This is a genomic window from Halomonas sp. NO4, from assembly GCF_010994375.1.
In the GTDB taxonomy this organism is placed as follows: Bacteria; Pseudomonadota; Gammaproteobacteria; order Pseudomonadales; family Halomonadaceae; genus Halomonas.
This window is the reverse complement of sequence record NZ_WHMA01000030.1, coordinates 1-14,895: the sequence shown is the minus strand read 5'-3', so window position 1 is coordinate 14,895 and position 14,895 is coordinate 1. Positions and strand designations below refer to the sequence as shown.

At 67.8% G+C, this 14,895-nt stretch carries 10 protein-coding genes; 2 read left to right on the top strand and 8 right to left on the bottom strand.

The annotated features are described in order from the left end of the window. Window positions 1–169: 169 nt before the first annotated feature. Both mfd and FEF15_RS15560 read left to right on the top strand, forming a co-directional pair. Window positions 170–3,619, top strand: a complete 3,450-nt coding sequence (gene mfd / locus FEF15_RS15565; protein WP_163560092.1) for a transcription-repair coupling factor — start codon at window positions 170–172, stop codon at window positions 3,617–3,619. Between the two features lie 175 nt (window positions 3,620–3,794). Then, window positions 3,795–4,811: a L,D-transpeptidase family protein gene (locus FEF15_RS15560; RefSeq protein WP_163560091.1), complete on the top strand. Its 1,017-nt coding sequence runs from the start codon at window positions 3,795–3,797 to the stop codon at window positions 4,809–4,811. A 115-nt stretch (window positions 4,812–4,926) separates the two neighbouring features. Here the strand turns inward: FEF15_RS15560 and FEF15_RS15555 are convergent, their stop codons facing one another. From FEF15_RS15555 to FEF15_RS15520, 8 genes are all read right to left on the bottom strand, one after another. Continuing rightward, window positions 4,927–5,190, bottom strand: a complete 264-nt coding sequence (locus FEF15_RS15555) for an Lpp/OprI family alanine-zipper lipoprotein (RefSeq protein ID WP_163560090.1) — start codon at window positions 5,188–5,190, stop codon at window positions 4,927–4,929. A 188-nt stretch (window positions 5,191–5,378) separates the two neighbouring features. After that, window positions 5,379–5,993: a L,D-transpeptidase gene (locus FEF15_RS15550; RefSeq protein ID WP_163560089.1), complete on the bottom strand. Its 615-nt coding sequence runs from the start codon at window positions 5,991–5,993 to the stop codon at window positions 5,379–5,381. A gap of 90 nt (window positions 5,994–6,083) precedes the next feature. Then, window positions 6,084–7,364 (bottom strand): ATPase, T2SS/T4P/T4SS family, encoded by a 1,281-nt coding sequence (locus FEF15_RS15545; protein ID WP_163560088.1) that lies wholly within the window; start codon window positions 7,362–7,364, stop codon window positions 6,084–6,086. 161 nt (window positions 7,365–7,525) lie between these two features. After that, the gene (locus FEF15_RS15540; RefSeq protein WP_163560087.1) at window positions 7,526–7,984 is read right to left on the bottom strand and encodes a hypothetical protein; all 459 of its coding nucleotides are present in this window, start codon (window positions 7,982–7,984) and stop codon (window positions 7,526–7,528) included. Window positions 7,985–8,032: 48 nt separating this feature from the next. Continuing rightward, complete coding sequence (locus FEF15_RS15535) at window positions 8,033–8,497, bottom strand: 2-hydroxyacyl-CoA dehydratase (RefSeq protein WP_163560086.1); 465 nt, start codon at window positions 8,495–8,497, stop codon at window positions 8,033–8,035. A gap of 182 nt (window positions 8,498–8,679) precedes the next feature. Next, on the bottom strand, window positions 8,680–9,144 hold the full coding sequence (locus FEF15_RS15530; RefSeq protein ID WP_163560085.1) for a DUF6586 family protein: 465 nt from the start codon (window positions 9,142–9,144) through the stop codon (window positions 8,680–8,682). Then, window positions 9,141–11,780 carry a type I DNA topoisomerase gene (topA, locus tag FEF15_RS15525; protein ID WP_163560084.1) on the bottom strand — a complete coding sequence of 880 codons (2,640 nt, stop codon included), beginning with the start codon at window positions 11,778–11,780 and terminating at the stop codon, window positions 9,141–9,143. The genes FEF15_RS15530 and topA overlap by 4 nt, the downstream gene beginning before the upstream one ends. 252 nt (window positions 11,781–12,032) lie before the next feature. Continuing rightward, on the bottom strand, window positions 12,033–14,450 hold the full coding sequence (locus FEF15_RS15520) for a DUF3141 domain-containing protein (protein ID WP_163560083.1): 2,418 nt from the start codon (window positions 14,448–14,450) through the stop codon (window positions 12,033–12,035). Window positions 14,451–14,895: the final 445 nt, after the last annotated feature.

Here is a 14,895-nt window from a genome sequence, read left to right as displayed (position 1 = left end):
CCGAGCCATCCGCGGCAGGGCAATCGCAGGATGGTCGCAGGCGCTGTAGGGGGATTACAGGATCCCCGGCTTGACTACAAGCGCCGCGTCGGGCTGGTATCATGGCCCGACCCCGGGAGGCGGCCCACCAGCGTGCACCGCCCAAGCCGACGACAGCCCAGACGACACCATGCCTGATTTCTCGCCGCTCGACCCGCCACGCCCCAAGGGCCTGCGCGACACCCTCTACTGGCACACCCCGCCCGGCAGCGCCGGCGCCCTGGCGCTTGCCAACCTGGCCAGCGACGCGCCCCTGCTGGTGATCGCCCCCGACACCGCCGGCGCCCAGCGCCTGGAGAACGACCTGCGCTTCTATGCCCAGGTACCGGTACTGCCCTTCCCCGACTGGGAGACGCTGCCCTACGACAGTTTCTCCCCTCACCAGGACATCGTCTCGGCGCGGCTGCGCACCCTGCGCCGCCTGCAGGCGGGCGAGCGCGGCATCGTGCTGGTGGCGGCCAACACCCTGATGCAGCGCCTGCCGCCGGTGGACTACATCGCCGGGCGGGTACTGACGCTGGAAGTCGGCCAGCGCCTCGACCGCGAGGGCTTTCGCGACGCCCTCTCCCGTGCCGGCTACCGCGCCGTGGAAACCGTCTATGAGCCCGGCGAGTACGCCCTGCGCGGCGCGCTGATCGACCTGTTCCCCATGGGCAGCGAGGCGCCGCTGCGCATCGATCTGTTCGATGACGAGATCGACACCCTGCGTTACTTCGACCCCGACAGCCAGCGCAGTCGCGACAAGGTCGAGCGCGTGGAACTACTGCCGGCCCACGAGTATTCGCTGTCGCGCAGCGCCATCGCCTGCTTCCGCGAAGGCTTCGAGACCCTGTTTGACGTCGATCCCCGCCAGTGCCCGCTCTATGTGGATGCCCTCAAGGGCATCCCCGCCCCCGGGCTGGAGCAGTACCTGCCGCTGTTCTTCGAGGAGACGGCCCTGCTCTTCGACCACCTGGCCGACGGCACCCGTGTCGCCCTGCTGCCCGGCGTCTTCGCGGCCGCCGAGCACCACTGGGCGGCCATCGAGAGCCGCTTCGACAACCTCGGCGTCGACCCCACCCGACCGCTGCTTCCGCCGCACCGCGCCTTCGTGCCGGTCCCCGAGCTGTTCGGCGCCGTCAAGCGCCACCCGCGGGTCGAGCTGACCGACGATTCGGCCCACCGCCACGCCCTGGCCCCCGGAGCCCAGACACCGCCCGGCGTGGCGGTCAATGCCCGCGCCAAGCAGCCCTTGGCGGCCCTGTCGCGCTTCCTGGACGAGCGGGCAACCACCCGGGTGCTGTTCGTTGCCGAGTCGCGCGGCCGCCGCGAGGCGCTGGAGGAGACCCTCGCCCCGCTCCAGCTCGACATTCCCCATGTCGACGGCTTCGTCGACTTCCTGGCGGGCAGCGGGCGACTGGCGATCACCGAGGGCGAGCTCGACGCCGGCCTGTGGCTCACCGAGCCGGACCTCGCGGTGATCAGCGAGACCGAGCTCTACGGCGAGGTGGTACGCCAGAGCCGGCGCCGCGAGAAGGCCACCGACGACAGCGAGCTGGCCATCCGCCATCTCGCCGAACTCAAGCCCGGCGCCCCGGTGGTGCACCAGACCCATGGCGTGGGGCGCTACAAGGGCCTGGAGACTCTCGAGGCCGGCGGCCAGGCCGCGGAGTTCGTGGCCCTGGAGTACGCCGGCGGCGCCAAGCTCTACGTGCCGGTGGAGAGCCTGCACCTGATCTCGCGCTACGCCGGCGCCGACGACGAGCTCGCCCCGCTGCACAAGCTGGGCTCCGACCAGTGGGACAAGGCGCGCCGCAAGGCGGCCGAAAAGATTCGCGACACCGCCGCCGAGCTGCTCGACGTCTACGCCCGTCGCGAGGCCAAGCAGGGCTTCGCCTGCACCCCGCCCGACGAGGAATACGCCCGCTTCGCGGCGAGCTTCCCCTTCGAGGAAACCCCCGACCAGCGCGAAGCGATCGGCCGGGTCATCGAGGACATGACCTCGCCGCGCCCCATGGACCGGGTGGTGTGTGGCGACGTGGGCTTCGGCAAGACGGAGGTGGCCATGCGCGCCGCCTTCCTCGCCGTGCATGCCGGCCGCCAGGTGGTGGTGCTGGTACCCACCACCCTGCTCGCCCGCCAGCACTACGAGAACTTCCGCGACCGCTTCGCCGACACCGCGGTGCAGATCGAACTCGTCTCGCGCTTCACCGGCGGCAAGGACCAGCCGGCCGCCAAGCAGCGCATCGAGGGGGGCCAGGCGGACATCGTCATCGGTACCCACAAGCTGCTCGGCAAGTCGCAGCGCTTTCCCAACATGGGGCTGTTGATCATCGACGAGGAGCACCGCTTCGGGGTCACCCAGAAGGAGCGTCTCAAGAACCTGCGTGCCGAGGTGGACATCCTCACGCTCACCGCCACGCCCATTCCGCGCACCCTCAACATGGCCATGAGCGGCATCCGCGACCTCTCCATCATCGCCACCCCGCCGGCACGAAGACTCTCGGTGAAGACCTTCGTCCAGCAGCGCGACGAGGCGGTGATCAAGGAGGCGATCCTGCGCGAGATCCTGCGCGGCGGCCAGGTCTACTTCCTGCACAACGAGGTGCGCACCATCGAAAGCGCCGCCGAAAGGGTGCGCGAGCTGGTGCCCGAGGCCCGTGTCGCCGTGGCCCACGGCCAGCTGCCGGAGCGTTCCCTGGAGCGGGTGATGTCGGACTTCTACCACAAGCGCTTCAACGTCCTGGTCTGCTCGACCATCATCGAGACCGGTATCGACGTGCCCAGCGCCAACACCATCGTCATCGAGCGCGCCGACAAGTTCGGTCTGGCCCAGCTGCACCAGCTGCGCGGCCGGGTGGGCCGCAGCCACCACCAGGCCTACGCCTACCTCCTCGCCCCGCCCCCGCGCGCCATGACCAAGGACGCCGTCAAGCGCCTGGAGGCGATCAGCGCCTCCCAGGACCTCGGCGCGGGGTTCACCCTAGCCAGCCACGACATGGAGATCCGCGGCGCCGGCGAGTTGCTCGGGGAGGAGCAGAGCGGGCAGATGGAGGCCGTGGGCTACGGCCTCTACATGCAGATGCTCGACCGTGCCGTGGCCGCCATCCGCGCCGGCAAGACCCCCAACATCGAAGCGCCGCTGGACGAGGGCGTGGAGGTGAGCCTCAACCTCCCGGCACTGATTCCCGACGATTATCTGCACGATGTCCAGCAGCGCCTGGTGATGTACAAGCGCATCGCCAACGCCGCCGACGAGGCCGAGCTCAAGGAGCTGCAGGTGGAGATGATCGACCGCTTCGGCCTGCTGCCCGCCCCGGTGAAGACCCTGCTGCGCCAGACCCGCCTGCGCCAGCGCGCCGAAACGCTCGGCATTGTGCGCCTCGAGGCCGGCGCCGAGCGCGGTCGCGTGATCTTCGGCAGCCAGACCCGCGTCGACCCGCTCACCCTGGTGGAGCTGATCCAGCGCGACCCCCAGAGCTACCGGCTCGACGGCGCCGATACACTGCGTTTCGAGGCGGACATGGAGCAGGCGGAGGCGCGCTTTCAGGTCGTCGAACAGCTTCTCGACACGCTCAACCGCAAGGCCGAGGCCGCCTAGGGCCTCGGCAACCCTGCCACACCGGGCCCGTGCCCTCGGCGCGACGCCGAGGTTCGGAGCACGCTATACTGCCAGTCAAGCGACTCATCGCCGCCCTGACACCGGCGCCCGCGGCAAGGAGCGAACGGGCACCGCCACCCGGCCAGGCTCAGCCGGCCCATCGATTCACGAGAGCATGACGTTGATAAAGACTCCCACCCTGTTTCGGCAAGCGGTAGGCACCGCCCTGGCCGCTGCCGTTGCAGCACTGCTCGCCGCTCCGCTGGCCGCCGACGAGGGCGAATTGCCACGCGGCCACTTTACCCTGCCCGAAAGGGGCAACGTGATCGGCGAGAACTACAGCGTGGTCGTCGAGGAAGGCGATACCCTGGTGGACATTGCCCGGCGCCACAACATCGGCTACGAAGCGATCCGCATGGCCAATCCGGAGGTGAGCCTCTGGGCGCCCTTCGCGGGCACCGAGGTGACCGTTCCCAACCGCCACATCCTGCCCGATGCGCCCCGCGAGGGCATCGTGGTAAACCTCTCGGAGCTGCGCCTCTACTACTACAGCGCCGAGGGGGTGGTGGAAACCTACCCGATCAGCGTGGGCCGCGAAGGCTTCGGCACCCCGGTCGGCGTGACCCGAACCACCGTCAAGGTCAAGGACCCCCACTGGTCGCCACCCCGCTCCATGCGCGAAGAAGCCGCCGCGCGCGGCGAGCCGCCGCCCACCGTGGTGCCGCCGGGGCCCGAGAACCCGCTGGGCCGCCACGCCATCCTGCTCGCCCTGCCGAGCTACCTGATCCACGGCACCAACAAGCCCGAAGGCGTGGGCATGCGCGTCAGCCGCGGCTGCATCCGCATGTACCCGGAGGACATCGAGTCGCTCTACGCTCGGGTACCCAGCGGCACCCAGGTCAACATCATCGACCAACCCTTCAAGGCCGCCTGGTCCGAGGATGGCGTCCTCTACGCCCAGTCCTTCCCCCAGTTGGAGGAGAACCAGGGAAGCGTCGAGCCGATCGTCAACGCCATCGAGGTGGTGAGCCAGGCCTTCGGCGAGGAACAGCCGCCGGTCGACTACGCCCAGCTGCGCCACGCCGTGGAGAACCCCGACGGCATGCTGGTGTCGCTGCTGCAAAGCGCCGAGGAGGGTCCTGCCCCCGAGCCGGTGAATCTCTATGACGAGCTGATGCTCTCGACGCGCTGAGACGCCTCGCCCCGAGACGCACCCAGAAACGAGAGAACCCCGCCAAGACGGGGTTCTCTCCTGTTGCGACCACCGCCCCCTCCCCGAAGGGAAGGGGGTCAGCGCTCCTGCGGTCTTACTTCTGCATGGAGCGCTGGAACATGCGGTTCATTTCCTCACGGTTCTGCTCGGACATCTGCAGGGCCGCCTGGGCATCGCGCTGTGCCTGGTTGGCGGTGTTCTGGGCCTGAACGGCAATGCTGCGTGCTTCGGCAGCGTCGGCCTGTGCGGCTTCAGCGGTCTGACGAACTTCTTCCAGATCACTGGTGGAAGCACAGCCGGCCAGAATCGCCAGGGAGGCGGCAGCGGCAGACAGCTTCAGAGTGGTCTTGAGAGTCATGATGTTCTCCTTGAGTCTTCCTTGGTACTGCACATCAGTGCAGCGGCGTTGATGAAGCCTGTTGTCAGGCGTCCTGCTCATTGCAGGTTATTGCAGCGACTGCTGCCAAGCACAGGAGTCAAACGCTGTTTTATTATAGCCAACGGCGCTTGTCCATAGCTTTAAACGTCCCTTACGCCATTTGAAGCCTAGCGGATCACGACGCGAGTGCCAATGTCGATCAGTGTATCGAGCCGTTCGATCTGCTCGTTGGTGACCGCCACGCACCCCTGAGTCCAGTGATAGCTGGCGTGGATGTCGGGATCCGCCTCGCCCAGGCCATGAATACCGATGTAGCCGCCGAGCACGGTATCCTGCGGAGGGTAGCCATAGCGCTGGTAGTAGGAAAAATAGTCGTCATAGTCCCGCTGACTGTAAACCCCGGATTTCAACGCCATTCGCGCATGCGCCGGCGTGGGGTAGTCGATGCCGATGAAGATGTGCCACTGGCTCTCGCGGTTGAAGCGGTTGACGCGAAACTCGCCCAGCGGCGTGGCATTGTCACCACGCTGCCGCGCGGTCCGGGCGCCGCCACGCCCCAGCGAGACCGGAAAGAAGCGTTCCAGCTGCCGATTGCCGCGATAGACGCTGAGCGTCGCCTCGCGATCATCGACCAGCACCCACAGCTCGTCATCGTGACGCGGCACCGGGGCGCGCGCGAGCAGTGTCTCGATAAGATCGGTCTCGGCAGCCTGGCCGGTCGCGGGCAGCAGAGGCGACAGCAGGGCCAAGGCGGTGAAACGGCGACGGGAGAGGAAAGGCATCGATGACTCGCTTGCAACGGGGCGTAGAAAAACCAGGCGCTGTTATACCGCATACCTCGCCTTCCTGTCAGTGAAGGAGCGCGAGAGAACTCAGGTAGCCAGGATGGCGCCCATGCGAAACACCTCGCGCAGCGACGTGATGCCGGCCTGCGCCTTGGCCAGCCCCTCGGCGAACATCAGGGTCTCGCCGCGCTCGACCAGACTGCGCCGCAGCGCTGCCTCGTCATCATGGCGCAGGATGTGGGCCAGGTCCTCGGGCGTGGGCTGCCAGAGCTCGAACACCCCGGTACGCCCGCGATAGCCCAGGCCGTCGCAGTGCTCGCAACCCACCGGACCCCAGCTGCAGGGGGGCACCTCGAGCCCCACGGCGTCGAGCCACTGGGCATCCTCCCGATCCGTGGGCCGGTACTCGCGGCAGTGCTCGCACAGGCAGCGAACCAGGCGCTGGGCAATCACCAGACCGAGATTGGCACCGATCTCGGCATCGGTGAGCCCCAGATGGCGCAGCGATGACACCACGCCCACTGCGTCCCGGCTGTGCAGGGTGCTCATCAGCGAGCGACCGCTGGAAGCCACCGCCACGGCCGCCTGCGCCGACCCGGGATCGCGCAGCTCGCCAAGCAGCACGTAGTCGGGATCGAGGCGCAGCATGGCACGCGTGCCATGGGCGAAGTCGAGCCCGTGGCGGGCCTCGACCTGCACTTGGTTGATGCCGGGAATGGCATATTCCACGGGGTCCTCGAGGGTGATGACATGGCTGTCGGCGAGGCGCAGCTGCTGGAGCAGAGTGTAGAGGGTGGTGGTCTTGCCGGTGCCCGTGGGGCCTGCCACCAGCAGCATGCCGCCGGTGGCATCCATCCAGCGGCGAATCCCCCAGGCGCCCTGCTCGCCGATCCCCAGCGCCAGGGTGTCGGGGAAGGCGCGCGGGTGCAGGAGAAAGCGGATGGCCAGCTTCTCCCCGGCCACGCAGCTCACCGCCGACACCCGCAGGAACACCTCCTCCTCCGGCGTGGCCGGCGGTATCCAGGCAAAGCCGCCTTCGCTGGCGGTCAGCGCGGGGACGGGATTGAGTCCCGCCATGACCTTGAACTGGTTGGCCAGCCGGGCCCCCGTGGCACTGTCGACGTGCAGCGCCTCGACGATGCGCCCATCGATGCGCAGCCGAATGGCAAGATGCTCCAGATACGGATCCAGGTGGATGTCAGAGGCCCTGGCGCGGCTTGCGTCGCGCAACAGGGCCTCGGCCTCCCGCCCCGGCACGTCGGACTCGAGGGAGGTCTCGCGGCTCTCCGCCACAGGCGTCTCGAGCAGGGCGTTCAGGCCCGGCAGCAAGGGCGGTCGCCCGCCTTGGGTGCGATCGTCAGCGGCCATACGGATCTCCCGGGTCCACGCGGCTCAGCACGTCGCTGAACAAGGACGTCGCTGAACGAAGGATACCCCCTTGCGGGCGACGCTTCCCGTTGGCGACTCGCCCGCCTCCCCAACGACACGGCCCCGACACGGGGTCGGGGCCGGATGGCGATGGTGCGACGTCAGTCCTGCGGGTAGACGGTGAAAATGCTCTGCAGCTTGTCCTTCTTGCCGTAGATGTGGACCGTGGTCTCCTCGAACGGGAAGTGCTCCAGGAACTCACTATGGCCGTTGAAGCGCGGCTTGTGGGCATTGATCAGGGCCGCGGCGAGCCGCTCGCGATTGGCCTGGCCGCACAGGCCCATGGAGACCCACAGCTCCTCGCCGGGGTGCAGAAAGGCGCGCCACTTGTCGAGCTGCTCGTTGTGCTCCACGCCATAGCGAGCGCTGCGATGCTCGCCCACGTAGAGCAGTTCCTGCACACGCATCTCCTGGGTTTCCGGGTCCTGGGCGGCGCGGAAGACGCAGTAGATGCCCGACTCGTCCGGCAGATCGTGCAGGTGATCGCCCGTCCAGTACCCCAGCATCTTGGGCGACAGCAACCCGCTCGAGGCGGTACTCATCATGAAATGTTCCGGCATGGCAGTCTCCTCGATGAGGTGGGTGGGCACCGGGGGCCGGCCCGCGGCTCAATAATCCTCGAGGCGCTGCATGTCGCGGGCGATGCGCCTCACCTCGGCCTCGTGACCCGCCGACAACGCCTCGAAGAACAGTCGCTCATCCCCGCCCCCGGCCCGATCGCCACGATGCGCGTAGAGATCCTGCAGGGTCCGGTGCGCGGTCAGGGCCGTGGCCAGCACGCTCTGGACGCTGTCGCATGCCACACTTCCCGGCAGGCGTTCGAGCACCGGCGCATGGGGAAAATCATTGGGATCATCGAACCAGGTATCAAGGACCTTGCGATGATCGCTGCCGTCGTCGAAATACCCCCTCAGGTCGGCCTCGAGCTTGCGCTCGCGCTCGGCGAGGTACTCGAGCGCCATGCGAACCCGGTCGCTCACCTCGCCGGCCGCCAGCTGAAGGTACTGCTCGGCGAGCCGGGCATGGTAGTCCGCGGCCCAGGCCACCAGCTCCCGTACTTGATGAAAGCGCATGCGCAGGTCCTCCTTCCCGTACCGCCGCCTCACCGGCGACCTTTTGCCTTCATCCTAGCCAAACCGCGCCAAAGCCGCTTGATGCGCGTCAACGCACGGTACGGTCAAGCAAGGGAATGCATCGGCCCGCATGCAAGCGCGGGGAAAGCGGACGGCTGCCCGCCTTCCCTACCGTGGCCGCCCTACCACTCCTGGCTGGTCTCGCGCAGGGCAGCAATCTCGGCCTTGGCCTCGGCCAGGCAGTCGCGCAGCTCGTCGGCGAGCGCTGCGGCGCTGCCCACCGCGATCATGCCCGGGGCAACGGTGCCCGTGCGCCGCGCCACGCCGTCCGGCTCGTGCAGGGCGGTGAGCCGCACCAGCAGCCAGGCCAGCCAGCTGCCGTCGCGCCCGGCCAGCTCACGCAGGCGGTGCAGCTCGGCGATGCCGGCGCCTTGGGGCCCGAGCAGCTCGCGCCAGTCGTGCGCCTCGAGCCGGGCGTGTTCGGTCACCTCGCGCAGCAGCGATTCCAGCGCCAGCTCGGTCATCGCCAGTGCGCCCTCTTCGGCCGCCATGCGCCGCGCCTCGGCGTGTTCGTCGTCGCCGGGCGGCACATCGAGCAGCAGCTCGGCCTGGTAGAGCAGCTGATTGGTGCGTCCTCGCGGTGTCACTTACGCTTGTCCTCCACCTGCCACTTGCCGTTGTCGAAGGTCGCCTTCCAGCCGGTCGCCTTGCCGTTCTCCTCGGTCATCACGTACTGCTCCTTGGCCTTGCGCGAGAAGCGGATCTGCGCCGGACGACCCTCCGGATCCTCGCTGGGGGCATCCAGCAGGTAGCGATACTTCTCGGGCAGCTCCTCGGCGTGGGCCTTGAGCTCGCGAACCAGCGGCGGGCGCGTCTCGCGGTTCTTGGGGAACTTGCTCGCCGCCAGGAACAGACCGCTGGCACCATCGCGCAGCACGTAGTGGTCGTCGACCTTCTGGCAGGCCAGCTCCGGCATGGGAATGGGATCGATCTTGGGCGGCGCCACCTCGCCGCTCTTGAGCAGCTTGCGGGTGTTCTTGCAGCCCTCGTTGGTGCAGCCGAAGTACTTGCCGAAGCGCCCGCTCTTGAGCTGCATCTCGCTGCCGCACTTGTCGCACTCAATGGTGGGGCCGTCGTAGCCCTTGATGCGGAAGCGGCCCGTTTCCACCTCGTGGCCGTCGCAGTCGGGGCTGTTGCCGCAGATGTGCAGCTTGCGCGTCTCGTCGATCAGGTAGCTGTCCATCGCCGTGCCGCACTTGGGGCAGCGATGCTTGGCGCGCAGCGCCTGGGCTTCGGCCTCCTCGTCGGCGTCGGCGGCCACCGCCTCGTCGCCGGGCAAGAGGTCGATGGTGGTCTTGCAGCGCTCCTTGGGCGGCAGGTTGTAACCGCTGCAGCCGAGAAAGACGCCGGTGGAAGCGGTGCGGATCTGCATCTTGCGCCCGCAGGTCGGGCAGTCGATGTCGGTAGCCACCGGCTGATTGGGGCGCATCCCCGCCTCGCTCTCGGCCGCCTCGAGCTCCTTTCTGAACTCGGCATAGAAGGCGTCGAGCAGCGCGCGCCAGTTGCGCTCGCCCTCGGCCACCTCGTCGAGGCTGTCCTCCATGCGCGCCGTGAAGGAGTAATCCATCAGGTCGGGGAAGGACTCCTTGAGGCGCTCGGTGACGATGTCGCCCAGCTTCTCGGCATAGAAGCGACGGTTTTCCAGCTTGACGTAGCCGCGGTCCTGAATGGTGGAGATGATCGAGGCATAGGTGGAGGGCCGGCCGATGCCACGCTTCTCCAGCTCCCGGACCAGGCTCGCCTCGGTGTAGCGTGCCGGCGGCTTGGTGAAGTGCTGCTGGGGGTGCAGCGCCGCCAGATGCATGGGCGTGCCCTCGGTGAGGTCGGGCAGCGCCTGGTCCTCGTTCTTGCCGGCCGGCTTCATGACCCGGGTGTAGCCGTCGAACTTGAGCACCCGCCCCTTGGCCTTGAGCTCGTAACCATCGGCCTCCACGGTGAGGGTGGTGGAAAGGTATTCCGCCGGGGTCATCTGGCAGGCCACGAACTGCCGCCAGATCAGTTCGTAGAGGCGCTCGGCGTCGCGCTCCATGCCGGCGAGATCACCGGCGCGTCGCGTCACGTCGGAGGGACGGATCGCCTCGTGCGCCTCCTGGGCGCCCTCCTTGCTGGCATAGCGGTTGGGTGACTCGGGCAGGTAGCGGTCACCGAATTCGCCGTCGATGAACTCGCGCACGCTGGCGAGGGCATCGTTGGAGAGGTTGGTGGAGTCGGTACGCATGTAGGTGATGTAGCCCGCCTCGTACAACCGCTGGGCCAGCGTCATGGTCTTGCGCACCGAGAAGCCCAGCCGGCCACTTGCTGCCTGCTGCAACGTGGAGGTGATGAAGGGCGCGCCGGGCTTGGAGCGGGTCGGCTTGTCCTCGCGGGCCGTGATGGCGAGGCTCGCCTCGCGCAGCGCCGCGATGCGCTCCAGGGTCTCGGTCTCGGAGGTGGGGCGAAAGGCCTTGCCGTCCTGACGCGCCAGCTCGAAGCGGATGGGCTCACCGCCGGAGGCATCCGCCCCCGCCACCAAGTCGGCATGGACGTCCCAGAACTCTTCGGGCACGAAGGCGCGGATCTCGCGCTCGCGCTCGACGATCAGACGCATGGCCACCGACTGAACCCGGCCCGCCGACAGGCCACGGGCCACCTTGGCCCACAGCAGCGGCGAGAGCATGAAGCCGACGACACGATCTAGGAAACGCCGCGCCTGCTGTGCCTCGACCCGCGGAATGTTCAGGTGGCCAGGCGCATGGAACGCCTCCTGGATGGCGTTCTTGGTGATCTCGTTGAACACCACGCGCTTGTAGCGCTCCTCGTCGCCGCCGATGGTTTCCTTGAGGTGCCAGGCGATGGCCTCCCCTTCGCGGTCGAGGTCGGTGGCGAGATAGACGGCGTCGGCCTTCTCGGCGAGCTTGGCCAGTTCGGCCACCACCTTCTCCTTGCCGGGAAGGATCTCGTACTGGGCCTGCCAGCCGTGCTCCGGGTCGATGCCCATGCGGCGGATCAACTGCTCACGCGCCTTGCGCTGCTTGTAGGCCGCCTTCTCCTCCGGCGACATCTTGCGGGTCGCCGCGGCCTGACGGGCGCGTTCCTTGGGATCGGTGGCCGTCTTGCCCGAGCCGCTGGTCGGCAGGTCGCGGATATGACCCACGCTCGACTTCACGATGAACTCGTTGCCGAGATACTTGTTGATCGTCTTGGCCTTGGCAGGCGACTCAACGATGACCAGTGACTTGCCCATAGTGCTCCACTTTGTGCAAGGCGGGAGGCGGCTCCCGCCTGACGGTTGACGTCCACCATCCTCGGCGGACGCTGCCTGCAGGGTGAAAAATCCGGTTACCCTACCCCAGGCATCGGCTCGGCGCCAGTCGGCCCGGCGCGCTACCGGGAGCCTAGACCGCCGGCTCCCCCCGCGGCAAGGCTCCCCCGGCCCCAAACACGACGCCCCCGCCGAGACCTCGACGGGGGCGCCATGACGGACCGTCAGCGATGCTCAGCGCTTGCGCGACCGGCGCCGCGACGTGGTGGACGCTTTCGGGGACGCTTTCGAGGACTGGCTGGCACCCGTGTCGGCCGACGAGCCCGAGGGCTCATCGCTCGCCGGGCTCATCAGCTGGCCCAGCAGCTGCTCGACCTCGCCGCGCGCACGGGCTTCGGCCCGGGCCCCACTCTCCATCTCACCATGCACCTCGGCGAGCACTTCGGGACGCTCGACCGGCACCACCGCTTCGAGGGCCTGAGTGAAGAGCTCACGGATGTGCGCGTAACGCTGGCTGGCATGGGTGGAGAGGTCGCCACTGGCCGCCAGCACATGGTCGATGTGCGCCAGATGGCCGCGGATCGCCTCGGCGCTCTCGCCACGCAGCAGGGCGGGAATCGCCGCCAGAGCCGCGTCGCGATCCAGCTTGAGGATGAAGAACTGCTCGCGCACCAGCTGCTTGAAGTCGGCCAGGGTGCTACCCGGCTCCAGTTCCGCACGGGAGGCACGCAGGCGTTTGAAGTTGCGCTCGTCGGTGGTGGGTGAGCCGCCCAACACGTGGATCACCGAGCGCATCACCGCCGCATGGCTGCCACCCTCGGCTATGCGGGACTGGAGCTCGCGTTGGCGCCGCTCGAGGAAGCGCAGGTGCTCCGGCTCGCGGCCGGGGCGCCGGCGATGGACATGGGCATTGCCCCCCAGGCCCACCATCGTCTGCAGCAGCGGCTGGCCGTAGACATCGAGGAAGAGCCGCTCGATGCTCTGGTCGCGCAGCACGCGCCAGGTGTCCAGCCCGCGCGAGATCTGGTCGGACGCGGCCTGCTCGAGCAGGCGGAAGAGGTTCTCCTCGCCCACCTCGTGGCGGTCGGCGCGCACCCAGTCGGCCAGCACCGGCAGCGGCACGGACAGCGGATTGCGGTCGGAGAGCAGCTTGTAGCCCAGGCGAATGGGGTGCATGCGCCGGATCCAGCGCGACGCCTCGGGGGTCATCATGGCCTGCACCCAGGGCTGCACGAAGAGCCGGTAGAGGCCGAGGTTGATCTCCGAGATCCGCGCCACCGTGGCGAAGCGGGTGTCGTCCTCCTCGCGGTGCTGGACCTCGCGATTGAGCCCCTCGATGGAGCGCGCCTTGAACTCCAGCAGGTAATCGCGCTCGATCAGATCGGCGTCGCTGCGTTCGGCGGCACTCGACACCGTGGTCTCGTAGAGCCCCGGGGGCAGCACATCGATGTAGTCGATGTTGGCCGTGAACTCGGTGTGCTCCTTGCGCGACACGCTGCCCGACACGAAGATGCCGAGGTGGCCGGTGGTATCGTGCACGCAGTAGACGATGGTCTGGCCGCTGGCAATGACGTCGTCGACGTCCTCGTAGAGATCGCGCACCCAGCCCAGCGCCTGGGGCGGCGGCGTGATGTCGTCACCGCGGGAGCAGAACACCACTACCGGCGAGCGCAGGTTGCGCAGGTCGATGCGTCGGCCGTCGGCCGTCGCCAGCTGAGCGGTGGAGAGGCGGTTACCGACGAAAAGATTGTCGACGATATACTGGATCTCCTCGCCGCCGAGCACCACGTGGCCACCCCACCAGCGCTCGAAGTTGAGGTAACGCTCCGCCTCGCTGTCCACCTGGGCGTAGAGGCGGTACTGCTTGTCCCACCAGGTATTGGCCGGATTGAGGCGCTCGAAATTCTGTACCAGCCAGGCACCGTCGAACAGCCCGCTGCCGATATCGCTGACCAGGGCGGTGATCCAGCTGCCGCCGGTCATGCCCCCGGAGTAGCGCATCGGCGCGTGGCCGCGCTCGCCGGCCCAGTAGGAGAGCGGCGCGCCGGCGATCAGGATGGGCCCGAAGATATCCGGCTCGAGCGCCGCGGCCATCATCACCTGCCAGCCGGCCTGGCAGTTGCCCACCACCATGGGCTTCTCGGAACTCTCGGGGTGTGTCTCGTTCACGTGGCGCAGAAAGGCGATTTCCGCCTCCACCACGTCCTCCACCGTCTGCCCGGGCTCGGGAAACGGCAGGAAACCGATGAAATAGCAGGGATGGCCGGCTCGCAGCGCCACACCGATCTCGCTGTCGGGCTTGAAGCCGCCGATTCCCGGGCCATGGCCGGCACGCGGGTCGACGACCACGAAGGGCCGGGCCTGCAGGTCGACCTCCACGCCCTCGGGCGGGAGGATACGCAGCAGTTCGTAGTTCACCGGCCGGGGCAGGTGGCGGCCATCCACCACCACCTCGGCCTCGAAGCCCAGGACATTGGGCTTGGTCTTCTCGATGTGTTCCAGGTACTGGTTGCCGCGCTGGCGCATCACGTCCATGTAGAGCACGCTGCGTTCGATGGCGTCGCGCCAGTAGTCGAAGGCGGCGCGGCCGAAACCGAACGGGTCCAGCAGGGGCAGTGCCTGGTCAAGCGGCATCGGCATCAGGGGATTCATGGTCGACTCCATGGTTCAGGGATCCATGGCTCGCCGAACGAATTAAGGAGAACAGGGTCGGCGAGAAGGAATGTTGCAACGCAACATGCATAGGATACGCGCTCGTGGCGAGCCGTGCAGCCCTTGGTGTCAATTTTTCTATAACATCCTGTTTTGAAAAACAGCGTTCGCAGTCCATCGCATTCTCGCACGGCGGCGAGGCCCGCCCGCCATTCGGCCAGCGCCCCATCCCCGGATAGGGAGCGGTGACTGCTCCCCGCCCTAAGCGCTGACGCGCCACGGGCGAGGCTTCCCACTTCTCAGGCAGCTGCCGACGATGTGCCGGACTTACGCAAGCCTCCATGGGCAGAGACGGACAGCCCTTCCGCCTTCAACTCGATAATGCCTGTTAATGGCCAAGTAAATTGACCCAGTACCGGCCAACGCTTTTGACCCACCCTCGAGG

Excerpts from the sequence above, each read along its gene's own strand:
- mfd (WP_163560092.1), top strand. The coding sequence starts at position 170 with ATGCCTGATTTCTCGCCGCTCGACCCGCCACGCCCCAAGGGCCTGCGC.
- FEF15_RS15560 (WP_163560091.1), top strand. The coding sequence starts at position 3,795 with ATGACGTTGATAAAGACTCCCACCCTGTTTCGGCAAGCGGTAGGCACC.
- FEF15_RS15555 (WP_163560090.1), bottom strand. The coding sequence starts at position 5,190 with ATGACTCTCAAGACCACTCTGAAGCTGTCTGCCGCTGCCGCCTCCCTG.
- FEF15_RS15550 (WP_163560089.1), bottom strand. The coding sequence starts at position 5,993 with ATGCCTTTCCTCTCCCGTCGCCGTTTCACCGCCTTGGCCCTGCTGTCG.
- FEF15_RS15545 (WP_163560088.1), bottom strand. The coding sequence starts at position 7,364 with ATGGCCGCTGACGATCGCACCCAAGGCGGGCGACCGCCCTTGCTGCCG.
- FEF15_RS15540 (WP_163560087.1), bottom strand. The coding sequence starts at position 7,984 with ATGCCGGAACATTTCATGATGAGTACCGCCTCGAGCGGGTTGCTGTCG.
- FEF15_RS15535 (WP_163560086.1), bottom strand. The coding sequence starts at position 8,497 with ATGCGCTTTCATCAAGTACGGGAGCTGGTGGCCTGGGCCGCGGACTAC.
- topA (WP_163560084.1), bottom strand. The coding sequence starts at position 11,780 with ATGGGCAAGTCACTGGTCATCGTTGAGTCGCCTGCCAAGGCCAAGACG.
- FEF15_RS15520 (WP_163560083.1), bottom strand. The coding sequence starts at position 14,450 with ATGAATCCCCTGATGCCGATGCCGCTTGACCAGGCACTGCCCCTGCTG.